Source organism: Arthrobacter sp. AOP36-F1-5, assembly GCF_058137995.1.
Genome location: NZ_CM176892.1, coordinates 2,937,819 through 2,959,402 on the forward strand (window position 1 = coordinate 2,937,819; position 21,584 = coordinate 2,959,402).

Sequence of the window (21,584 nt, forward strand, 5' to 3'; positions counted from 1 at the left end):
GCCCCTCCGATCAGGAGAACGGGTGGGGTCTGGTCCTGGACGGATCCCAGGGAAGGGACCATCCCAGGTCGTCGAGCAGCCGGGACAACACGATCCCGGTGAACCCCCAGATGAGCCGGCCCTGCAGGTCGAAAGCCGGCGACCGGTGCTGCTGGCCTCTGCGGCTGACTTCGATGCTCAGCCGGTTCCGTGGATCCACCAGATCCGCGACGGGGGCACGGAACACGGAGGCCGATTCCCCCTGGTCGACGGCAAAGACCTCGCAGGGCAGCTTCCACCAGCCCAGCACGGGGGTCACCACGAAGTTGGTGACGGGAAGTTCGGCCGGCGGCAGCTGCCCCAGGATCTCCACGCCTTCCGGGTCCAGCCCGGTCTCCTCCTCGGCCTCGCGCAGCGCCGCCGCCCGGCTGGAGGAATCGGTGTCGTCGATGGCCCCGCCGGGAAAGGCGACCTGTCCCGGATGATTGCGCAGGGTCGTCGCCCTTTCGACGAACAGCACGTCCAGATCCGCGGGTGCGGTCAGCGGTGCCGCCGTCGCATCGATGTCGTCCAACCGCCCGAAAAGGATCAGCACCGCGGCCCGGCGGGCCCGGGAGTGGTCCATGCCATCGAACATCCACGAGGAGGGCATCTTGCTGACCCCCGCGTCACCGGCTTCGGCCATCGGACGGTGGCGTTCGATCACCTCCAGCAGGTCCTCGCGCGCCAGCCCCGATGTCACCTGCCGTCCGGGGGCCGCCTGGCCGTTGGTCTGCCGAGCGTTCATGCGCCCAACCCGAAGCCCAGCGCCCGCAGTTCGCGCCGCGATGTGCCCGACCGCATCAAATCCAGCAGGTCCTCACGTCCGGGCGCCAGCTCATATTTCAGCAGTTTCGCCGCCTTCACCGGGTCGACTTCCCCTTCCCCGTAGGACGGGCACAACGTGGCGATCGGGCATTGGCCGCAGGCCGGCTTCCTGGCATGGCAGATGCGCCTGCCATGGAAGACGATCCGATGCGAGAGCATCGTCCAATCACGTTTTTCGAAGAGCTCCCCGACGGCATGCTCGACCTTGACCGGATCGGTTTCCAGGGTCCACCCCAGTCGGCGGGCCAACCGCAGGAAGTGGGTGTCCACGGTGATGCCCGGGAGGCCGAACGCATTGCCGAGCACCACGTTGGCCGTCTTGCGCCCGACCCCCGGCAGGGTGACCAGATCCTCGAGACGAGAGGGGACCACGCCGTCGTACTCGTCGACCACGGCCCGGGCCAGCGCGATGATGTTGCTGGCCTTGGTCCGGTAGAACCCGGTGGAGCGCACCAGCTCCTGGACGTCCTCGAGCTGGGCCTCGGAAAGGGACAGCGGGTCCGGGTAGGCGGCGAAGAGCGCCGGGGTGGCCGCGTTTACCCGCACATCGGTGGTCTGGGCGGACAGGACCGTGGCGATGATGAGTTCGAAGGCGTTCTCGAAGTCCAGTTCGGGGACGGCATAGGGGTAGGTTTCGGCCAGGACCCGGTTGATCTTCCGGGCCCGGCGTTTGAGCCCGATCATCGTTTCCCGGTCACGGGGCGTCGCCTTCAGGGGGCGCTCGGCGGTCACGGTCAGGCTCGCTCGATCCGGCTCAGATCGCGCAGGACCCCGACCGCACCGTCGGAGGTCTGGACGAGGAATTCATATCCACGGTCCTCCAGGGCCAGGATCCACTCCCCCGGTTCCAGGACGAAGGAGTTGCGGCCGGTGGCTTCGTTGACCGCGGTGCGGCGGTCGGGGACGGCGAACCAGAAGGCCGTGGAGGCCGCGGCGTTCCCTCCGCTGGTGGCGGCGAAGGACTGTTCGGCGTCCTGCCGGGTGGCGGTGTCGCTGCCGGCGGCCACCGGATGCACGGTCGTCTGCGGTGCCGGGGCTTCGGCGGCGGGTTCCTGCGCTGCCGGGGTTCCCACGATGTCCTCCTCGACGGCCGGGGACCGGCGATCGGCGACGACCGGCAGGGCCCCCGCATCGGTGGAGGGTCCCGCTGCCTCAGGTTCCTCGCCTCCTCCGGCGGGCTCGGACGGCTCCGACGCTGCGGGTGCCTCGGGTCCTTCGTGCGCCTCGGGCTCCTCGGGCTCCTCGGGCTCCTCGGGCTCCTCGGGCTCATCGGGTTCTGCCGCGGCGGGCTGCGGGTCCACGCCGTCCGTGGTGTCGGCGGCCCGGTCGGCGTCCGCGGATACCGGCCAGGCACCCGGAACCGGTTCGGGCGTCGTGCTGTGTCCGGCGGCCAGTGCGGTCGCCACCGTGGCCTCCGCCGTCGGATCGTGCGGCCGGTCCGCGGTGGACGGTTCCGTTCCGGTGGCGGACGGGGTGGCCGCAGCCGGGGCGTTCGACTCCGCGGGCCGGGTGTCGGCGCGGGGGGCGCTGGGGCGGATCGGACGGGTCAGCAGGGCCGTCTGACCGGGCGCGAAATCAAGCACGAACCCGGGAATGTAGGGGGCCGCCGTCGTGCCTGCGGCCATGACCAGTGCGCCAACCAGTCCCAGTAGGAACGCCGGGTTCATCGACATCACCGACGAGATGAAGAAGTACAGGATCCCCAGCAGGGACACCACCGAACCCAGCTGGTCCAGGGTGAGGGAACCAGCGGTCACCTTGGTCCTGCCGGCGAGCCGGCGCCAGGCGAACGCCCCGCCGATGATCAGCGGCAGGGCCAGCGAGATGAACTGGTTGAAGGCGGTCGTCTGATGGTTCCAGACGTTGGCATAGGAGCCGGCGCCGATCTGGAACGGCAACACGGATCCCACCAGCAGCAGCAAGGCACCGGCCATCACCACGACTTCGCGCAGGGTGAAGGGACCGGCCAGGGCCGGGGCGGCCCCCGACGAATCGGCGGAGGAACTAGCCACGATGACTCCTTTCGCCGCCCACTTCGTGACGGTCTGCAATCGACTGTGGGTCCCAGCCTATCGGCGGGGGACGGCCAACGCCGCACCCTTTCCGACGCCATTTCAGCCTCCGGGGCGCCTCGGGGCTACCGTTCACCGCAGAATCCGCACGGTGGGCGTCTCACTGCGTGATCGAGGCCACCACGAGCGGCGATCGGTTGTAACCTGACTCACAGCACTTAATTCCGCGCCGAAAGGATCCGCACCGTGTCGGACAAGCACTCCACCCTCGATAACCTCTCCCATGAGGACCGCAGCTTCGCGCCGAGCGCCGAATTCGCGGCCCAGGCGGTGGCCCGCGAGGAGTTGTACCAGCGCGCAGCCGAGGACCGGCTGGGTTATTGGGCCGATCGGGCCCGGGAGGCCTTGACCTGGGAGACCGACTTCACTGAAACCCTCGACTGGTCCGAAGCCCCGGTCGCGAAGTGGTTCGTCGGAGGCAAGGTCAACGCCGCCTACAACGCCCTGGACCGGCACGTCGAAGCCGGCCACGGCGACCGGGTCGCCATCCACTTCGAAGGCGAACCCGGCGATACCCGCCGCTACACCTACGCCGAGCTCACCGCCGAGGTGAAGCGGGCCGCCAACGCCTTCGGCTCGTTGGGCGTGGGCAAGGGCGACCGCGTCGCCGTCTACCTGCCGATGATCCCCGAGGCCGTCATCACCATGCTGGCCTGCGCCCGCATCGGCGCGATCCACTCGGTCGTCTTCGGCGGCTACTCGGCCGACGCCCTGCGCAGCCGCATCGACGACGCCGAAGCCAAGCTGGTCGTCACCGCCGACGGGACCTGGCGCCGGGGCAAGCCCAGCACGCTGAAGCCGGCCGTCGACGAGGCGGTGGCCGGTTGCGCCGGCTCGGTGCAGAACGTGCTGGTGGTCAAGCGCAACGGCGAAGACGTCGCCTGGACCGAGGGACTCGATGTGTGGTGGGACGACGTCGTGGCCACCGCCGAGCCCGAGCATGTCGCCGAAGGCCATGACTCCGAGCACCCGCTCTTCGTCCTCTACACCTCGGGGACCACCGGCAAGCCGAAGGGGATCATCCACACCACCGGCGGCTATCTGGTGCAGAACGCCGTCACCCACCGCGACACCTTCGACCTGCACCCCGAATCGGATGTCTTCTGGTGCACCGCCGACATCGGCTGGGTGACCGGCCACAGCTACGTCACCTACGGCCCGCTGCTCAACGGTGCCACCCAGATCATCTACGAGGGCACCCCCGACAGCCCGCACCAGGGCCGCTGGTGGGAGATCGTGCAGAAGTACGGCGTCTCCATCCTGTACACCGCCCCCACCGCGATCCGCACCATGATGAAATGGGGCCGCGACATCCCCGACGGCTACGACCTCTCCTCGCTGCGCGTGCTGGGGTCGGTGGGCGAACCGATCAACCCCGAAGCCTGGATGTGGTACCGCGATGTCATCGGTTCCAATGCCGGGGCCAACGGGGAGCGCAAGGAGAATCCGACGCCGATCGTCGATACCTGGTGGCAGACCGAAACCGGCGCCCACATGATCGCCCCGCTTCCGGGCGTCACGGCGGCCAAGCCGGGGTCGGCCCAGGTCCCGGTCCCGGGCATCAACATCGACGTGGTCGACGAGAACGGCGAAGCGGTGGCCAACGGCGAGGGCGGCTACCTGGTCATCCGCGACCCCTGGCCGGCCATGCTGCGCGGCATCTGGGGCGATATGCAGCGCTATAAGGACACCTACTGGTCGCGCTTCGACGGCATGTACTTCGCCGGCGACGGGGCCAAACGCGACGAGGACGGCGACCTCTGGCTGCTGGGCCGGGTCGACGACGTCATGAACGTCTCGGGCCACCGGCTCTCCACCACCGAGATCGAGTCCTCGCTGGTGTCCAGCGACCTGGTGGCCGAGGCCGCCGTCGTCGGGGCGAAGGACGAAACCACCGGGGAGGCCGTCTACGCCTTCGTCATCCTCCAGCGCGAAGCACGCAACGGGGAGGACGTCGTGCAGTTGCTGCGCAGCCACGTGGGCAAGCAGATCGGCCCGATCGCCAAACCCCGCGATATTTTCGTGGTCCCCGAGCTGCCCAAGACCCGGTCGGGCAAGATCATGCGCCGCCTGCTCAAGGACGTCGCCGAGGGTCGTGAGGTCGGGGATTCCAGCACCTTGGCGGACGCCTCGGTGATGCAGGAAATCGCTGATTCCGTGCGCCACTGATCCACCCGGTCCCGGCGGGGACTTTCCGCCCCGCCGGGACACTGTTGCTGCCACGCCCCGTCATACACCATGTGTAGGCGGGGCGTGGGGGTTTAATGAGGGCATGACTGTCACCACTTCGGAACCCCGCCGCGTCCTGGTCCTGAACGGGCCGAACCTGAATCTGCTCGGAACCCGCGAACCGGGGATCTACGGCACCGCGACCCTGGCCGACGTCGAGGCCCTGTGCCGGGACCGGGCCGCCGCACATGGCCTGGCGGCCGATTTCCTGCAGTCCAACCACGAGGGCGTGCTCGTCGATGCCATCCAGGCGGCCCGCGATACGGCGTCGGGCATCGTCCTCAATGCCGGGGCCTACACCCATACCTCGGTGGCGATCGCCGATGCCATCTCGGCGGTCGGGCTTCCGGTGGTCGAGGTCCACCTGTCCAACGTCCACGCCCGGGAGGAATTCCGTCATCATTCCTTCATCTCCCCCGTCGCCACCGCGATCATCATCGGGGCGGGCCTCAATGGATATGGGTATGCCATCGACCAGCTCGCCGGTCTACCCTGAGCTGAAGGACCCCCACCAGGCAGGAGCAGCCCATGGAGGAAACGCACGAGCCGGTGGCAGCGACCGCGGCCATCTACGACCAGTTCACCCGGCACTGGTTCGCCGGACATTCACCGCTCTATGCCGCCTGGGCTTCCCGGGTCGCCACCGACCGGGAGCTGGCCGCACTGGTGGCGACCCTGCCGCCGGCCAAACGCCAACCCAATCTGGTGTTCGCGGCCAGCCGTTTCCTGGGCTGTCCGGACCAGGACGCCGACACCCTGGCCCGGTTCCTGCGCGACCGCTGGTCCGAGGTCGCCGAGGTGGTCCTAGCCCGGCGCACCCAGACCAACGAACCGCGCCGGTGCGCCACCCTGCTTCCGGCCCTGGGGCTGATCGCCGCGGCCGAGGAACGGCCCCTGGCCCTGATCGAGGTCGGCCCCTCCGCCGGGCTCTGCCTGCTGCCCGACCTCTACGCCTATGAGTACGACGACGGCCCCCGACTAGGCACCGGGAGCCCCCTGTTGCGCTGCACCACCACGGGGAATCCGCCGTTGCCCCCGGCCCTGCCCCGGGTCGCCTCGCGGACCGGGGTGGACCTGAACCCGCTGGACGGCACCGATGCCTCCACGGTCCGCTGGCTTGAATGCCTGGTCTGGCCGGGGCAGGAGGACCGGCTGGCCACCCTGCGCGCGGCGTTGGGGAGGTTGGCGTCCCTGGGCCCTGAAGGGCCGACGCTGCTGGCCGGGGACCTGAACGACCGGGTCGCCGAGCTGGTGGCCGGGGTGCCGGACACCCATGCCGCCGTCGTCTTCCATTCGGCGGTGTTGGCCTATCTGTCACCGGACGACCGGGCCCGCTTCGCCGCCACGGTCAGGTCGTTGGACTGCCGGTGGCTCTCCAACGAGAACTTCTTCCTCGATGAGGCCGGCCGGACCGTCGACTCGGTCCAGGGGGACCGGTTCACGCTGGCCCTGGACTCGGTCCCGTTGGCCTACACCGGTCAGCACGGGGCCACACTGGATTGGATCGGTTGAAGGGCTCAGTGCGCCGAGCAGGCCCCGGTGGACACGGTTTCGGAATAGTCGGAGGCCTGTTCCAGGACCGGGCCGACTTCCTGCAGCGAGAGCGCATATCCCACCTCGGTGTCGCCCTTGGCCTTGGCGAAGATGACCCCGACCAGTTTCCCGGCATCGTCCAGCAGCGGGCCGCCGGAGTTGCCCTGTTGGACGTCGGCGCCGAGCTGGTAGATCTCCAGGGTGGAGGCGTCCGCCCCGTAGATGTTCTGCACCGAGATGCTGCGCAGCGACTGGACGATGGCGCCCCGGGCCTGGAACGGGCCGCCTTCGGGGTAGCCCATGTAGGTGGCCGAATCCCCGGTGGATAGATCCCGGCCTTCCTTCACCGGATCCAGTCCCAGGGAGTCCACCGCCAGCACGGCCAGATCCTGGGTGGAGTCGAAGTGGACCACCCGGGCGGGGAGCGCCCGGCCGTCGGCGGTGTTCACCACCGGTTCGGCGATACCGGCGACCACATGCGCGTTGGTCAGGATCCGGTCCGGCGCGACGACGAAGCCGCTGCCGGTCTGGTTGACCCCGCAGGCGAAGGCCGTCCCGGTGATCTTGGCCACCGACTCCTCCACCGTGTTGATGGCTTCCGGCTCCGCCTCCGCCGCGGCCCCGTCGGGGGCCGGGGCGAAGGGTTCGATCAGATCGGGGATGGACTGTCCCATGACCACCAAGCGGGCCTTGGCCATCGCCGAGGAGACCGGGTCGGGGGTGGCATTGCGGATCGTGCTGATCACCTGCGAGGAGGCGATCTGTTGGGATAGGAAGGGCAGGCCCATGCTCGCGGCGGAGAAGGCGATCGCCGAGATCACCAGGGCCGCGACGACGACGTTGGTGATCCCGCCCAGGAGCCGGTCGAAGGTCTTGATGACGGGGAAGTTCAGCAGCAGGCGCACCCGGTTGCCGACCGCCACCCCGATGGAATGTCCCAGCAGCACCAGGACGACGGCGGTGGCGATGACCCAGAAGACCCGCCAGCCGGCCGTGGTGACCCAGCTGGAGACGAAGGGGATCGCGTAGAAGGCTCCGACCCCGCCGGCCACCAGGCCGACCACCCCGCCCAGGGTGACGAACAATCCCTTGCGCAGACCCGAGATCAGGAAGGCGACGAACGACAGCAACAGCAGGATGTCGAGCCAGCTGAACCCGAAAATCACCAATATCTCCTACCGTCGCGTGGGGCTGCGGCGGGTTTCCGGCAGGCGCCGGTGCCCGCACGGCTCCATCAGTCTACGGGCACGCCCGGGTCAAACATTGGTGCTGAGGGCTGAAATCATGCCACTATCGTTGTGGAAGGTGTCACATCGGTTCTGACTACGGCACAATAGGACAAGCGCCATCACACTTGCAAGGAGAATTCATGGACATCGAGGTACTGCGCCGGGCACCACTATTCACGACGCTCAGCGACGAAGTATTCGCCGCCCTGACCGAGGAATTGATCGAGGTCGATTTGTCACGCGGGGCATCAGTGTTCCGCGAGGGGGATCAGGGCGACCAGCTCTACTTCATCGTTTCGGGCAAGATCAAGCTCGGGCGTACCGCCCCGGACGGACGGGAGAACCTGCTGGCCGTCCTCGGTCCGGGTGAACTCTTCGGGGAAATGGCCCTGTTCGACCCCAGCCCGCGCAACGCCACGGCAACCGCCGTGTCGGAGACCCGTCTGGCCGGGCTGCGCCACGAGAACCTGCGCAAGGTCCTGCAGAACTCCCCGGAGGTCTCGGTGCAGCTGCTCCAGGCGTTGGCCCGCCGTCTACGCCGGACCAACGAGTCGCTGGCCGATCTGGTGTTCTCCGATGTCCCCGGCCGCGTGGCCAAGGCCCTGCTGGATCTGGCGGACCGTTTCGGCCGCCCGGCCACCGACGGGGTGCTGGTCGCCCACGAACTCACCCAGGAGGAACTGGCCCAGCTGGTCGGGGCCTCCCGCGAGACGGTGAACAAGGCCCTGGCGGAATTCGTCCAGCGTGGCTGGCTCCGGCTCGAAGCCCGCGCCGTGGTGATCCTGGACATCCAGCGTCTACGCCAGCGTTCGCGCTAGGGCCGTAGCCTCCGGGCGGTACCCACCGCCCCTCGTTCCACCCCCGCCACCGGGGACGCCCCACGACGGGGTCCCGGGGTGGGGGTCGTTCGTTTAAGCGCCGGGCCGGCCGTGCTGCAGGGCTCGGCCACGTTGGACCCGGTTCAGCGTCCGCGGGCGCCGGCTCCGCCCTCCGTGGCGGTACTGATGCTGACGTCGAGGTAGAAGGACCCCTCGACCTGGGTCAGCTTGGGGTGGTAGGACTTCATCCGGCGGCGATGGGAGAGATAGGCCACCGTGCCGCGGGTGGTGGCCACCTTCTCCAGGATGAACTCCACGGCGGGTGTGGTGATCCTGCTCAGTTCCTGCCCGCGGGTGTCCTGCTGGTCGACTTCATCACCCAGAGACGAGGTGGCACGGCCCTTCAGGACCTCGGCGGCTGACTTCCAGGCGCCCCAGACCCCCTTGCCCTGCAGGAGGCGGGCCTGTTGCTGCGGCGGCAAGGCCGCGGCGAAGTAGCGGGTGTCGAAACGCCGGTGGGCGAAATCGGGGCTGATCCAATGTGAGAGCGGACGCAGCAGGTCGGTCCGCAGTCCCAGCCCCCGCTTGGCCAGCATCGCGGTGAAGGAAATGTCCTGTCCGGCGACGGCCTCGCGGATCTGCATCCATTCGGTGGTGTTGGTGTTCTCCACGATGGACAGGGCGTCGGAACCGGCCAGCAGGATACCGGTCTCCTCGAAGAGCTCGCGCACCGCGCAGATGATGTGGCTCCGGGCGAAGCGGTGGTCCAGCACCCCCAGTTGGGCGCCCCACCAGCCCAGCGACGGACCGAACCAGTCGGTGTTCTCGTCGTCGCCGGCTTCGAAGCTTCCGCCGGGAAAGGCCACCGACCCCAGCGGGGAACCGCCCGGGCGGTACGTGAGATAGGTCTCCACCCCCCGGGGCGAGTCCCTCAACAAGACGACGGACGAGGCCTTCCGGGCGGCACGCGGGGTGCGGCTGCCATAGGTGATCCAACTCTCCGCCGCCCCGTATTGGGACGGCGGGAGCGGAAAAAGTCGCCGGAGCATGCCGGTGCGGGGTGTGGCGGATTCCGCTGGACGCGGTCCCCCGCCCCGACCGGACACGCCCCCGACGACGGGTCGTGACGAATCAGCTGAATTCGGCAATCAATTCAACTTCGACACAGGCGTCCAGCGGCAGGGCCGCCACGCCGACGGCCGACCGGGCATGAATGCCCGCATCGCCGAAGACGGTGCCCAGCAGCTCGGACGCCCCGTTCACCACGCCCGGCTGGCCGGTGAAGGACGGGTCGGAGGAAACGAATCCGACGACCTTGACGATCCGGGTGACCCGGTCGAGGTCGCCGATCATCGATTTCACCACGGCCATGGCGTTGAGCACCGCCGTGGCGGCTTGTTCCTTGGCGGTATCGGCGTCGACCTGCGCACCGACCTTTCCGTTTGCTGTGAGTTCGCCGTTAATGAACGGCAGCTGTCCCGAGGTGTGCACGAGGTTGCCGGTGATCACTGCAGGCACATAGGCGGCCACGGGTGCTGCCACCTGGGGCAGGGTCATCCCGAGTTCCGCAAGACGCTGTTCGACAGCGGATGAAGGCTGGTTTTCCACGATTTCAGGTTTCCTTTCGGACTACTGCTTGGGGCGTTTGAGATAGGCCACTGGAGCATTGCCGTCGGGCCCGGGAATGACGGTGACAAGCTCCCAACCGTCATCTCCCCATTGGTCCAGGATCTGCTTCGTGGCGTGAATTATCAGCGGTAAAGTCGCATACTCCCATTTCGTCATACCGAATACGTTAGCCCCTCCGGCTAAACTGGTCCGCATGGCGTCTAGAAAGTCCCCCTTCTTCAACACTGCAACCACCCTCGGCAAGATCGTGGCCTTCTTCGGGGTCAGTGCACTCTGTGGGGTCCTGGCTGCCGGAATGCTGGTGCCCGCAGCCTCCGTGGCCGGCTCCACCGCAGCGATCGGGATGGACTTCTTCGACGCACTGCCGGCGGAGCTGAAACAGGAGCCGCTGTCCCAGCCGTCCAAGGTCGTGGCCAAGGACGGGACGACCCTGGCCACGTTCTACGCGGAGAACCGCACGCCGGTCGAACTCGACGAGATCTCCAAGGACATGCAGAACGCCATCGTCTCCATCGAGGACGAACGCTTCTACGAGCACAACGGCGTGGACCTGCGCGGCATCGCCCGCGCTGCCGCGCACAACTTCACCAGCTCCTCGCAGCAGGGCGCCTCCACGTTGACCCAGCAGTACGTGAACAACGTGCTGATCAACGCCAAGTTCCTCAGTGGTGCCGATAAATCGGACATCACCTACTCCGGTACCAAGGACCTCGCCGATAAGCTGCGCGAGGCCAAGCTGGCGATCTCCGTGGAAAAGGAATTCACCAAGAAGGAGATCCTGCAGGGATATCTCAACCTGGTGCTCTTCTCCGGGACCAACTACGGTGTCGAAGCCGCCGCGGAACGCTACTTCTCCGTCCATGCCAAGGACCTGAACATCCAGCAGTCGGCCATGCTCGCCGGGATGGTCCAGCGGCCGAACACCTTCGATCCGATCAAGAACCCCGATCTGACGCTCAAGCGCCGCAACACCGTGCTCGGTGCCATGCTCAAGACGGATTCGATCACGAAGAAGGAATATGACAAGGCCGTGAAGACGAAATTGGGGTTGAAGCCCAAGGACGTGAAATCCGGATGCGTGGCCGCCAAGTCGGCGAACTACTTCTGCGATTACGTCTCCCACGAGATCATGAAGGATCCGGCCTTCGGCAAGACGAAGAAGGAACGCGAGACGCTGCTCTACCGCGGGGGATTGACCATCAAGACCACCTTGGATCCGCGCCTGCAGAAGGAAGCGGAAAAGGAAACCACGAAGACCATTCCCGCCGACGACAGCTCCAACATGGGCTCGGCCATCGTCACCGTGGAACCGGGCACGGGCAACATCCTGGCCATGGCCCAGAACAAGAAGTACGGCTCGGATCCGGACGATTCGTCATACACGACCTACAACCTCACCGCGGGCCGCTCCATGGGCGGCACCAACGGCTTCCAGGGCGGCTCGACCATGAAGCCCTACACCGCGATCGCCTGGCTGGAGGACGGCCGGCATATGTGGGACAAGGTCAACGCCCAACGCCGGCTGTACGACGCGAACTTCCATTGGAAGGCCTCCTGCATGCCCAAGGGCTACGTGACCGTCGACGGCGGCTACGAACCGAAGAACTTCGACGCGGGCTTCCGCAAACCGATGACCGCGGACTACGGACTGTACTGGTCCATCAACACCGCGACCGTCAACGAGGCCTCCCAGCTCGACCTGTGCAAGATCGCCGACGTCACCGAGCGGGTCGGGCTCTTGAACGCCGCGACCGGCAAACCGATCACCGGGGCCAACCCCTCGTTCGTGATCGGCGCGGATCCGATCACCCCGCTGGCCCAGGCCACCGCGTTCGCGACCTTCGCCAATAAGGGCGAATACTGCAAGAACCGGGCCCTGACCTCGGTCACCGACGCCGCCGGAAACTCCTATAAGGTCCCCGGCGAATCCTGCGAGCAGGTCATCGACGAGCAGGTCATCGCCAACCTGAACGGCACCTTGAAACGGATCGCCGGCACCCGTGTCGCCAAGGGCACCATCGACAAGCCGATCGCCGGCAAGACCGGCACCAACAACACCGCGTCCTCCACCTGGTTCGTGGGCTACAGCACGGGCATGGCCACCGCTGCCTGGACGGGCCGCTTCGATGGGAACGCGCAGATCAAGGGCGTGGAGATCAACGGCAAGCGCTATTCCAACCCCGACTCCTCGACCCTGGCCGCGCCCTTGTGGCTTGAATACACGAAGGACGTCATCGACTACTATCCGGCCAAGGGCTTCGGGAGCAAGGATTCGAAGCCGGGCAAATCCCCGGACCACAGCGATTCGCCGGACAACGGTCCCGCCGGTGACGCCGGTGACGACAACAACGACGACGATTAACGGCTAGGACGAGGGAGGGCACCCACGCCATGGGCGCATCACAGGACATCACGCAGGCCGTCAAACGGGTGGTCCCGGTCGCGGGGGCCGCGGCCGGCATCGGGGCCTCGTTGGCCGGGCTGGCCATCGGCTACGGGCTGCTGGAACGCAACGCGTTCACCATCCGCCACGAGACCGTCCAGCTCCTGCCGCCGGGGATGCCTGACCTGCGGGTGCTTCATCTGTCCGATATCCATCTGGTGCCGGGCCAGGATGCCAAGAAACGCTGGCTTCGTTCCCTGGCCGGGCTGGCCCCCGACCTGGTGGTCAATACCGGCGACAACCTCAGCCACCGCGATGCGGTCCCGGAACTGCTGGAGGCCCTTGAGCCGTTGATGGCCTTCCCCGGGGTCTTCGTGCCGGGCTCCAACTGCTATTACGGCCCGCGTCTGAAGAATCCGCTGCGCTACCTCACCGGCGGGAGGGACAAGCCCCGCAACCTGGCCAAATTCACGCTGCCCTGGCAGCAGATGCATGCAGGGTTCGGCGCCGCGGGCTGGACCAATCTGACCAACCGGGCCATCTCCAAACCGCTCAACGGGGTCCGCTTGGACTTCTCGGGCGTGGACGACCCCCACCTGAAGCTCGAGCAGTTCGCCGGCTGGCCCCGCGGTTCCTCCACCGCCGGCGAAGCACCCCATGTGCGCATCGCCCTGACCCATGCCCCCTACCAGCGGGTGCTGGACCAGTTCACCGACTCCGGTGCCGACATCATCTTCGCCGGCCACACCCATGGTGGCCAGATCTGCGTGCCCGGCTACGGCGCCCTGGTCAGCAACTGCGATCTGCCGACCTGGCGGGCCCGCGGTCTGACCGAATGGGAGCACCGGGGCAAGACCGTCCCCCTGGAGGTCTCGGCAGGCATCGGGACCTCCAGATACGCCCCGGTGCGCATCGCCTGCCCACCGGAGGCCGTGTTGCTGACGTTGACCGCCCGCGACTGAAACCCTCGTGACAATGGCCCGGGAACCACGTCGGAAATCCTCTCCCGGCGCCTCCGGGCCCACGATCCACGCTCCCGGTGGACCACGACACCTCGCTGATTGATGAAACCCAACCGGTGGTTGTACGCTGTCTTTGATTGCTGTAGGCAAACACAACAGATCGAGGACGCCCTCCGTGGTGCAACACCAGAATAGTCAGCAACAACCCCAAGCCCCAGCGTCGTTCTGGCAGACCGTGAGCCGGCTCGGCCCCCAGGTCCGCCCCTACGTCCCCCGCCTTTTCGCGGGGTTCCTCTGCGCCCTCGGAGCCGGCGTGGTCGCGTTGACGATCCCGCAGGTCCTGGGCCAGATGGTCAAGTCCGTCCTGCATGCCGGTGGCTCATCGGCCGACGTCTGGTTCAGTGTCGGCATCGTCGCCGCCCTGGGCCTGGCCGAAGCGGTCCTGGTCTTCTTCCGCCGGATCTTCGTGATCACCCCTGCCGCACGCATCGAAACCGATCTGCGCGTGGGGATGTACCGGCATCTGCAACGACTCCCCGTGGCCTTCCACGATAAATGGGGGTCCGGCCAGCTGCTCTCGCGGTCAATGGCCGATCTCGGGCTTCTCCGCCGCTGGTTGGCCTTCGGCTCGATCATGCTCATCGTCTCCACGGTGACCGTCCTGGTGGGGCTCACGCTGATGTTCACCAGCAGCTGGCTGTTGGGGGCGATCTACCTGGTCGGGGCCATCCCGATCACCATCCGGGCCTTCTACTTCCGCAACGTCTTCCGCATCGCCAGCCGGCTCAGCCAGGACCAGGCCGGCGACCTGGCCACCAATGTGGAGGAATCCGTCCACGGCATCCGGGTCATCAAGGCCTTCGGCCGCGGCAGCGAGGCCCTCGAGGGATTCGGCGTCCGGGCCAGGCGCCTGCGGGATACCGAAATCAGCAAGGCCCGCACGCTCTCCGGCTTCCTGATGTTCGTGGTCTCCATCCCCGAAGTCACCCTCGGGGCGGCCCTGCTGGTGGGCATCTGGCTCACGGCCCAAGGCCAACTCGACGTCGGGGACCTGACGACCTTCTTCGCCACCGCCGCCGTCCTGGCCGCCCCGGTGGAGGGCATCGGCATGCTGTTGGGCATGACCCTGACGACCAAGACCGCCCTGGATCGCCACTTCGACGTCATGGACACCGTCAACACCATCGACTCCCCCGCCACCCCGATCCACCCGGAACGCCCCGACGGACGACTGAGCCTGCACGACGTCTCCTTCAGCTACCCCGATGCCCGCCCCGGGAGCGCCCCGGTCCTGGACGGGGTCGATCTGGAGGTCGAACCCGGAGAGACCATGGCCCTGGTGGGGACCACCGGGAGCGGCAAGTCGACCCTGCTGCAGCTGATCCCCCGACTGTATGAGACCTCCGGCGGTTCCGTGGCCATCGACGGCGTGGACGTGCGCAACTACGATCTCGCCGAGCTGCGCACCGCGGTATCCGTCGCCTTCGAGGACACCACCTTGTTCTCCTCCTCGATCGCCGAGAACATCCTTTTGGGCGCCTCCCTCCCCCCGGGGACCGACCCCCGCACGGCCCTGGCGGAGGCGCTCGACGTCGCCCAGGCCCAGTTCGCCCACCATCTCACCGATGGCGTCGACACGGTCATCGGCGAGGAGGGGCTGTCCCTGTCGGGGGGCCAACGCCAACGCATCGCCCTGGCCCGGGCGATCGCCGCCAAACCCCGCGTCCTGGTCCTGGATGACCCGCTCTCGGCCCTGGACGTGCGCACCGAGGAGGCCGTCACCGAACGCCTGCGGGCGGTGGTCGCCGACATGACCACCCTCATCGTCGCCCACCGGCCCTCCACCGTGATGCTCGCCGACCGGGTCGCACTGCTGCGCAACGGACGGATCGACGACGTGGGAACCCACACCGAGCTCCTCAACCGCAGCGCCCACTACCGCTACGTGATCGCCAGCCTGGACGACCCGCCCACGGTGGAGGACGTCCTGCAGACCAACACCGGAAAGGGGCCCGGAGCATGAGCGGCACCCGAGGCGTCGAGAACGAAGACCAGATCCTGCTCGGCCGCGAGGACCGGGCCCGGGTCAGGTCCCGGTCCTGGGCCCTGCTCAAACAACTGGCGGCCACGCAGAAACCCCTCCTGAGCCTCACCGTGGTGCTGGTGATCGTCTCCAACCTGGCGCGGGCCTCCTTCCCGCTGATCGTCGCATGGTCCATCTCCTGGGCCCTGCCCCGGCTGATGGACGGGGACACCGCCCCCTTCGCCCTCACGGGTGGGCTCTACATCGTGGCCGGACTGCTCGCGGGGATCCTGCTGGGCTGGTACAACCTCTGCACGGCCAAGGTCAGCCAGGCCATGCTGCTGACCTTGCGGATGCGGGTCTTCCGGCACACCCAACTGCTCAGCCTGGAGTTCCACGAGAAGTACACCTCCGGACGAATCATCTCCCGGCAGACCTCGGATCTGGAGACGCTGCGCGAACTCCTGGATCAGGGCATCTCGGAACTGGCCTCCGGCATCGTGTTCATCACCTTCACCGCCGTGAGCATCTTCCTGCTGGACTGGCGCTCGGGGCTGGTCATCCTCTGCGCGCTCATCCCCATCTCGGTGATCTTCCGGTGGTACCAGAAGCGTTCCGAACTGGTCTACCGCGAGTCCAGGGTCTTCTCCGCCCGGCTGATCACCTCCTTCGTGGAGACGATGACCGGGATCCGTGCGGTCAAGGCCTTCCGGAGGGAACGCGAGAACAACGAGAGCTACCGCAAGGTCGCCCACGACTACCGTGACAACTCCATCCGTTCCATCAACCTCTTCGGTGTCCTGCAACCGTCCCTGGTCCTCATCGGGAACCTGACGGTGGCCGCCCTGCTGCTCTTCGGCGGCTTCCGGGTCCTGGAGGGGACCCTGGACGTCGGGACGCTCATCGGCCTGCTGCTGGCCGGCAAACGGGTCTTCCAGCCCGTGGACCAGATCGCCATGTTCTACAACTCCCTGCAGGCCGCCACGGCGGCCCTGGAAAAGGTGTCGGGGCTGCTCGAGGAGGAACCCACGGTCGTGGAACCGGTGGAGCCCGAGCCGATGGAGGAGCCCACCGGGCATATCGAATTCCGGCAGGCGGTCTTCGGCTACGGGGACGGGCCGGTGATCATGGAACGATTCGACCTGGACATCCCCGCCGGCCAGACCGTGGCCGTCGTGGGCCAGACCGGCGCCGGGAAATCGACGTTGGCAAAGCTCATCGCCAGGTTCTACGACCTCTCCGACGGGTCGTTGTCCCTGGACGGGGTCGAGCTGAGCCGGTTGGCCAATGAGGACCTGCGCCGGGCCGCGGTCATGGTGACCCAGGAGGCGTTCCTGTTCTCGGGAACCGTGGCCGAGAACATCGCCCTGGGCAAACCAGGGGCCTCCGTCGATGAGATCGTCCTGGCGGCCCGGGCCGTGGGGGCCGACGAGTTCATCAAGTCCCTGCCCGACGGCTACGACACCGATGTCAATAAGCGCGGAGGTCGGGTCTCCGCGGGCCAACGCCAGTTGATCTCCTTCGCCCGCGCCTTCCTGGCCGACCCTGCGGTGCTCATCCTGGACGAGGCCACCTCCTCCCTGGACATCCCCAGCGAACGGCTGGTCCAGCGCGGCCTCCAGACGCTGCTGGGCCAACGGACGGCCCTGATCATCGCCCACCGGCTGTCCACCGTGGAGATCGCCGACCGGGTCCTGGTGGTCCATGACGGACGGATCGTCGAAGACGGCACTCCCGACGAACTGGTGCGGGCCGGCGGACGCTTCGCGGCCCTGCATGACGCGTGGCAGGACAGCCTGAACTAGCGTCCGGCACGCACGAAAATGGTCCGGCCCCCGGAGGGACCGGACCATTTCCTTCTGACATCAATGCTCCTGCGGCGTTCCTTCCGGAACCCCGGGATCAGGCGATGGCTGCGTGCGGCCAATCGCCGACGGCCACCGTCGAATGCGGCCAGTCGCCCACGTTGATCGTGGCGTGCGGCCAGTCGCCCACGGCAACTGCCGAGTGCGGCCAATCCCCGACATTGATCGTGGCGTGCGGCCAGTCACCGACGTTGATGGTGGCATGTGGCCAGTCGCCGACTGCTACAGAGGAATGCGGCCAGTCACCGACGTTGGGGGTGACGTGGGGCCAATCGCCGACGGCCAGAACCGAACCGGCCGCCAGGGCGGCCGTGGCCGCGAGCGCTGCAACAAGCTTTTTCAATGTCTTCTCCTTGTGTGGGTCGCCACGAATTCTTCGATATATACCTCAGTGAGTGGCGCATCACTTAACATTCATTGTAAATTGGAGGGAACATGTTTCGTCAAGGTTTGCTACCAGACCTTTTCGAATAACACCGAGTTATTCACTTCCAGTTCGTTCTAAGGGGTTTCCATGGGAATCAAATTCGGCGAAAAGCTCCGCCATGCTCGCCAGCAGATGAAATTGACCCAGGCCCAGCTCGGACACGGGAAATACTCCACGAGCTACATCTCCCTGCTGGAGACCGGAAGCCGCGAGCCGACCTCGGATATCATCACCGAGCTCTCCTCCCGGTTGAACCTGGACCGCGAACTCATGGATTCGTGGAACACCCCGGTTTCGGCCGATGAAGCCGAGTTCGTCCTCCTGGAGCACCGTGCCCGCCAGTCCTTCACCGCCCGCGAATATTCCGATGCCGGGGAAACCGCTGCCGAAGCGGCCTCGGTGGCGCTGCGGCTGAAGAATTCAAGTGCGTGGTGGAACATGATGTTCCTGCGCGCCGAGTCTTTGCGTGACCAGGGCCGTCACGATGAATACCGCACCACGGCCGAGGAGGTCCTGAACCACCCGCTGACGGACGAGTCCCTGGCGCTGAAGGTCCGGGCCGAAACGCTGGTGGCCAATGCCTATCTGGGATTGGGCAAGCTGCATATCGCCGTCGAACATGCGATCACCGCCGTGGAACTGGGCAAGAACCTGCCCGGTGATTCGCTGATCTACATCGGCGCCTTGTTCTCCCTCATCGCCTCGCTGGCCGAATCCGGACAGCTCGACGCCGCCTGGACCAGCTGCGAGGCCTTGGCGGATGCGGTGGCCGAGGGCGCCCCCAGCCAGACCGCCGGCAACGCCTACTGGGCCATCGGCAACGTGGCCTTCAAGCGCCAGGACATCGTCTCGGGGCTGAGCAACCATCAACTGGCCGCCCAACGCCTGCTGCCGGCCAGCGACATCGAACAGTGGGCCCGCTTCAACAAGGCCTCGGCGTCGATGCGGCTGACCGCCGGGGTGGTCGAACCCGAAACCCTGGAGTGCATCGAAAAGGCCGAACTGGCGATCAGCGTCATCGGGGGCAACCCGGCCGAGGCCCTGGAACTGCGCCTGATCCGGGCCCGCTGGCTGCACCTGAACGGCCAGCCCGAGCAGGCGCTCGAGGAACTGGCCCCCGTGGAGAAGGACCGCGAGATCCTCTCCCAGCACCTCCAGGGCGAAATCGACCTGCTCACGGCCCGCTGCATGGTCGGGATGGGCAACGGCACCGAGGCCATCGACCATCTCGCCCGGGCCCAGCAGGCCTTTGCGTTGGCCGGTTCCCCGGACCGCGCCTCGTTGGCGATCGAGCTGGCCACGGAGATCCGCGCTTCACGGCGTTAGGGACCCTCCGTGGCCGGCGGGGCCCGCCCGCTCAGGCCGTGAAGGTCTTCCCGGTCAGGCGTTCGTACGCCTCGATGTAGCGGGCCCGGGTCCGCTCGACGACCTGCTGCGGGAGCGGCGGTGGCGGGGTCGTGCCGGCACGGTCCCACCCGGAGTCATCGGAGACGAGCCAATCGCGGACGAACTGCTTGTCGAAGGATGGCTGGGCCCGCCCCGGGGCGTAGGTGCGGGCATCCCAGAAGCGCGAGGAATCGGGGGTCAGCACCTCGTCGCCCAGGGTGATGGTCCCGGTGGCCGGGTCCAGTCCGAATTCGACCTTGGTGTCGGCCAGGATGATGCCGCGCCCACGGGCGATCTCCTCCGCCCGGGTATAGATGCCCAGGGTCAGGTCGCGCAGTTGCCCGGCCACCTCGGCCCCGACCCGTTCCACGACGGCGTCGAAGGTGATGTTCTCGTCGTGCTCGCCGACCTCGGCCTTCGCCGAGGGGGTGAAGATCGCCGGTTCCAGTGCCGAGCCGTCCACCAGTCCCTCCGGCAGGGGAAGTGAGCACACGGTTTGGTGAGCCGTGTATTCGGCCAACCCCGACCCGGTCAGGTATCCGCGGGCGATGCATTCGACCGGGTACATCTGCAGTTTCCGACAGACCATGGCCCGTCCGGCGACGGCGTCGGGCACTTCGGTGGAGATGACGTGGTTGGCGAATCCGTCGAGCTGGTCGAACCACCACAGGGACAGCTGGGTGAGGACCTTGCCCTTATCGGGGATGGGGGTGTCCAGGACGAAGTCATAGGCGCTGATGCGGTCGCTGGCGACCACCAGGACGCGATCCGACTGCTCGGCGTCGATCCCCGCGGGGGTGTACAGATCGCGGACCTTCCCCGAATACAGGTGGTCCCATCCCGGTAGTTCCAGGGTCTCGGTGGTGAAGTCGGTCATCAGTGGCCTTCCGGTTCGACGATGATTTTTCCTTGTTCCGCACGCAGGCCGATGTCGGTGCGATGCTGGCTGCCCGCGAGGCCGATCCGTGCGATTCCCGCATAGGCGCGTTCCCTGGCCGCTGCCAGGGAACGCCCCAGTCCGACCACCGCCAGGACCCGGCCCCCGGCGGAAACGGTGGTCCCGGCATCGTCCAGCGCCGTTCCCGCGTGCAGGACGCTGACCCCCTCGAGGGCTGCCGCCTCGTCGAGCCCGGTGATGGCGTCCCCGGTCACCGGTGCCTCCGGGTAGCGGGCCGAGGCCACGACGACACCCACGGCCGTCTCCGGACGCCAGGTGAGCGGTTCGACGTCGTCCAGGGTGCCCTGGGCCGCCGCCAGCAGCAGCGAGCCCAACGGGGTCTTGAGCCGGGCGAGGACCGCTTGCGTCTCGGGATCGCCGAACCGCGCGTTGAACTCGATGACCCGGATGCCACGGCGGGTCAGCGCCAGCCCGCAATACAGGACCCCGGTGAACGGGGTCCCGCGGTCGGCCATCGCCTTGATGGTCGGTGCCGCCACCCGTTCGATGACGTCGTCAACGAACCCCTCGGGGAGCCATTCCAACGGGCTGTAGGCGCCCATGCCCCCGGTGTTCGGGCCCTGGTCGTCGTCGAAGATGCGTTTGAAGTCCTGGGCCGGTGCCAGCGGAACGGCATGCCGGCCGTCGGACAGGACGAAGAGGGAGACCTCGGGCCCGTCCAGGAATTCCTCGATGACGACGCTGCCGCCGGCGGCGAAGCATTCGGTGGCATGGGCCAGGGCCTCGTCGCGGTCCCCGGTGACCACGACCCCCTTGCCCGCGGCGAGCCCATCGTCCTTGACGACATAGGGTGCCCCGAAGGCATCGAGGGCGTCGGCCGCGGTGGCGGCATCGGTGGCGACCCGGGCCATGGCGGTGGGGACGCCGGCGACGGCCATGATCTCCTTGGCGAAGGCCTTGGATGCCTCGAGCTGGGCTGCGGCCTTCGAGGGGCCGAAGATCGGGATGCCCGCGTCGGTCAGGGCATCGGCGACCCCTGCGGCCAGCGGGGCTTCCGGCCCGATGACCACCAGGGATGCTTCCAGCGTCCGCGCCAACGCAAGGACGGCCTCCGGATCCTGGGCATTGATGGCATGGACCGGCACGTCGCCGGCGATGCCCGCGTTGCCCGGTGCTGCATGGACCTCGGTGACGAATGGATCGTCGAGGAGGGAACGGATAATGGCGTGTTCGCGGCCGCCCGGGCCAATGACGAGTACCTTCACGATCCCCTAGCCTACCGGG

19 protein-coding genes are annotated in these 21,584 nt (G+C 67.3%); 9 read left to right on the forward strand and 10 right to left on the reverse strand.

The genetic code is table 11. The features are described 5' to 3' along the window. Window positions 1-10: 10 nt before the first annotated feature. Genes AC3ZI9_RS13500 through AC3ZI9_RS13510 form a run of 3 tightly spaced genes read right to left on the reverse strand, consistent with a single transcriptional unit; the run spans window position 11 to window position 2,858 of the window. On the reverse strand, window positions 11-766 hold the full coding sequence (locus AC3ZI9_RS13500; protein WP_444561096.1) for an NUDIX hydrolase: 756 nt from the start codon (window positions 764-766) through the stop codon (window positions 11-13). Next, window positions 763-1,530, reverse strand: coding sequence for an endonuclease III (nth, locus tag AC3ZI9_RS13505; protein ID WP_444553430.1), 768 nt, complete (start codon window positions 1,528-1,530; stop codon window positions 763-765). The genes AC3ZI9_RS13500 and nth overlap by 4 nt, the downstream gene beginning before the upstream one ends. Before the next feature lie 50 nt (window positions 1,531-1,580). Next, on the reverse strand, window positions 1,581-2,858 hold the full coding sequence (locus tag AC3ZI9_RS13510; RefSeq protein WP_444561097.1) for a hypothetical protein: 1,278 nt from the start codon (window positions 2,856-2,858) through the stop codon (window positions 1,581-1,583). 246 nt (window positions 2,859-3,104) lie between these two features. On the opposite strand from AC3ZI9_RS13510, the gene acs reads away from it, so the two are divergent. The 3 genes from acs (at window position 3,105) to AC3ZI9_RS13525 (ending at window position 6,659) form a co-directional block, all read left to right on the forward strand. Beyond that, complete coding sequence (gene acs / locus AC3ZI9_RS13515) at window positions 3,105-5,087, forward strand: acetate--CoA ligase (RefSeq protein WP_444553390.1); 1,983 nt, start codon at window positions 3,105-3,107, stop codon at window positions 5,085-5,087. 103 nt (window positions 5,088-5,190) lie between these two features. Further along, window positions 5,191-5,643, forward strand: coding sequence for a type II 3-dehydroquinate dehydratase (aroQ, locus tag AC3ZI9_RS13520; protein ID WP_444553391.1), 453 nt, complete (start codon window positions 5,191-5,193; stop codon window positions 5,641-5,643). A 32-nt stretch (window positions 5,644-5,675) separates the two neighbouring features. Then, on the forward strand, window positions 5,676-6,659 hold the full coding sequence (locus tag AC3ZI9_RS13525; protein ID WP_489923684.1) for a DUF2332 domain-containing protein: 984 nt from the start codon (window positions 5,676-5,678) through the stop codon (window positions 6,657-6,659). A gap of 5 nt (window positions 6,660-6,664) precedes the next feature. On the opposite strand, the gene AC3ZI9_RS13530 is transcribed toward AC3ZI9_RS13525, so the two are convergent. Next, complete coding sequence (locus tag AC3ZI9_RS13530) at window positions 6,665-7,846, reverse strand: MarP family serine protease (RefSeq protein WP_489923685.1); 1,182 nt, start codon at window positions 7,844-7,846, stop codon at window positions 6,665-6,667. Window positions 7,847-8,049: 203 nt separating this feature from the next. On the opposite strand from AC3ZI9_RS13530, the gene AC3ZI9_RS13535 reads away from it, so the two are divergent. Further along, window positions 8,050-8,727, forward strand: coding sequence for a Crp/Fnr family transcriptional regulator (locus AC3ZI9_RS13535; RefSeq protein ID WP_444553394.1), 678 nt, complete (start codon window positions 8,050-8,052; stop codon window positions 8,725-8,727). A 143-nt stretch (window positions 8,728-8,870) separates the two neighbouring features. Here the strand turns inward: AC3ZI9_RS13535 and AC3ZI9_RS13540 are convergent, their stop codons facing one another. The 3 genes from AC3ZI9_RS13540 to sp36 form a co-directional block, all read right to left on the reverse strand. Beyond that, window positions 8,871-9,776 (reverse strand): NUDIX hydrolase, encoded by a 906-nt coding sequence (locus tag AC3ZI9_RS13540; RefSeq protein WP_444553395.1) that lies wholly within the window; start codon window positions 9,774-9,776, stop codon window positions 8,871-8,873. Window positions 9,777-9,858: 82 nt separating this feature from the next. Beyond that, a complete protein-coding gene (locus tag AC3ZI9_RS13545; protein ID WP_444553431.1) occupies window positions 9,859-10,284 on the reverse strand; it encodes a RidA family protein in 426 nt (141 codons plus the stop codon). 72 nt (window positions 10,285-10,356) lie between these two features. Beyond that, window positions 10,357-10,512, reverse strand: a complete 156-nt coding sequence (gene sp36, locus AC3ZI9_RS13550) for a Sp36 family protein (RefSeq protein WP_481736572.1) — start codon at window positions 10,510-10,512, stop codon at window positions 10,357-10,359. 37 nt (window positions 10,513-10,549) lie between these two features. On the opposite strand from sp36, the gene AC3ZI9_RS13555 reads away from it, so the two are divergent. From AC3ZI9_RS13555 to AC3ZI9_RS13570, 4 genes are all read left to right on the forward strand, one after another. Further along, window positions 10,550-12,718, forward strand: coding sequence for a transglycosylase domain-containing protein (locus AC3ZI9_RS13555; RefSeq protein ID WP_444553396.1), 2,169 nt, complete (start codon window positions 10,550-10,552; stop codon window positions 12,716-12,718). Window positions 12,719-12,747: 29 nt separating this feature from the next. Continuing rightward, on the forward strand, window positions 12,748-13,701 hold the full coding sequence (locus AC3ZI9_RS13560; RefSeq protein WP_444553397.1) for a metallophosphoesterase: 954 nt from the start codon (window positions 12,748-12,750) through the stop codon (window positions 13,699-13,701). Window positions 13,702-13,876: 175 nt separating this feature from the next. After that, window positions 13,877-15,724 (forward strand): ABC transporter ATP-binding protein, encoded by a 1,848-nt coding sequence (locus AC3ZI9_RS13565; RefSeq protein ID WP_444553398.1) that lies wholly within the window; start codon window positions 13,877-13,879, stop codon window positions 15,722-15,724. After that, window positions 15,721-17,529: an ABC transporter ATP-binding protein gene (locus AC3ZI9_RS13570; RefSeq protein ID WP_489923686.1), complete on the forward strand. Its 1,809-nt coding sequence runs from the start codon at window positions 15,721-15,723 to the stop codon at window positions 17,527-17,529. The genes AC3ZI9_RS13565 and AC3ZI9_RS13570 overlap by 4 nt, the downstream gene beginning before the upstream one ends. A 97-nt stretch (window positions 17,530-17,626) precedes the next feature. Here AC3ZI9_RS13570 and AC3ZI9_RS13575 read toward each other — a convergent pair whose 3' ends face one another. Beyond that, window positions 17,627-17,932, reverse strand: a complete 306-nt coding sequence (locus AC3ZI9_RS13575) for a hypothetical protein (protein ID WP_444553400.1) — start codon at window positions 17,930-17,932, stop codon at window positions 17,627-17,629. 171 nt (window positions 17,933-18,103) lie between these two features. Between AC3ZI9_RS13575 and AC3ZI9_RS13580 the strand changes: the two genes are divergently transcribed. Further along, the gene (locus AC3ZI9_RS13580; RefSeq protein WP_444553401.1) at window positions 18,104-19,342 is read left to right on the forward strand and encodes a helix-turn-helix domain-containing protein; all 1,239 of its coding nucleotides are present in this window, start codon (window positions 18,104-18,106) and stop codon (window positions 19,340-19,342) included. Between the two features lie 31 nt (window positions 19,343-19,373). On the opposite strand, the gene AC3ZI9_RS13585 is transcribed toward AC3ZI9_RS13580, so the two are convergent. Next, window positions 19,374-20,279: a phosphoribosylaminoimidazolesuccinocarboxamide synthase gene (locus AC3ZI9_RS13585; protein WP_444553402.1), complete on the reverse strand. Its 906-nt coding sequence runs from the start codon at window positions 20,277-20,279 to the stop codon at window positions 19,374-19,376. Continuing rightward, complete coding sequence (purD, locus tag AC3ZI9_RS13590; RefSeq protein ID WP_444566678.1) at window positions 20,279-21,565, reverse strand: phosphoribosylamine--glycine ligase; 1,287 nt, start codon at window positions 21,563-21,565, stop codon at window positions 20,279-20,281. The genes AC3ZI9_RS13585 and purD overlap by 1 nt, the downstream gene beginning before the upstream one ends. Window positions 21,566-21,584: the final 19 nt, after the last annotated feature.

What these genes read in the sequence shown, in the direction of transcription:
- AC3ZI9_RS13500 (WP_444561096.1), bottom strand. Translation starts at nt 766, where the DNA reads ATGAACGCTCGGCAGACCAACGGCCAGGCGGCCCCCGGACGGCAGGTG.
- AC3ZI9_RS13580 (WP_444553401.1), top strand. Translation starts at nt 18,104, where the DNA reads ATGGGAATCAAATTCGGCGAAAAGCTCCGCCATGCTCGCCAGCAGATG.
- AC3ZI9_RS13525 (WP_489923684.1), top strand. Translation starts at nt 5,676, where the DNA reads ATGGAGGAAACGCACGAGCCGGTGGCAGCGACCGCGGCCATCTACGAC.
- aroQ (WP_444553391.1), top strand. Translation starts at nt 5,191, where the DNA reads ATGACTGTCACCACTTCGGAACCCCGCCGCGTCCTGGTCCTGAACGGG.
- AC3ZI9_RS13555 (WP_444553396.1), top strand. Translation starts at nt 10,550, where the DNA reads ATGGCGTCTAGAAAGTCCCCCTTCTTCAACACTGCAACCACCCTCGGC.
- AC3ZI9_RS13560 (WP_444553397.1), top strand. Translation starts at nt 12,748, where the DNA reads ATGGGCGCATCACAGGACATCACGCAGGCCGTCAAACGGGTGGTCCCG.
- AC3ZI9_RS13585 (WP_444553402.1), bottom strand. Translation starts at nt 20,279, where the DNA reads ATGACCGACTTCACCACCGAGACCCTGGAACTACCGGGATGGGACCAC.
- AC3ZI9_RS13570 (WP_489923686.1), top strand. Translation starts at nt 15,721, where the DNA reads ATGAGCGGCACCCGAGGCGTCGAGAACGAAGACCAGATCCTGCTCGGC.
- AC3ZI9_RS13535 (WP_444553394.1), top strand. Translation starts at nt 8,050, where the DNA reads ATGGACATCGAGGTACTGCGCCGGGCACCACTATTCACGACGCTCAGC.
- nth (WP_444553430.1), bottom strand. Translation starts at nt 1,530, where the DNA reads ATGATCGGGCTCAAACGCCGGGCCCGGAAGATCAACCGGGTCCTGGCC.
- AC3ZI9_RS13540 (WP_444553395.1), bottom strand. Translation starts at nt 9,776, where the DNA reads ATGCTCCGGCGACTTTTTCCGCTCCCGCCGTCCCAATACGGGGCGGCG.
- AC3ZI9_RS13545 (WP_444553431.1), bottom strand. Translation starts at nt 10,284, where the DNA reads ATGACCCTGCCCCAGGTGGCAGCACCCGTGGCCGCCTATGTGCCTGCA.
- sp36 (WP_481736572.1), bottom strand. Translation starts at nt 10,512, where the DNA reads ATGACGAAATGGGAGTATGCGACTTTACCGCTGATAATTCACGCCACG.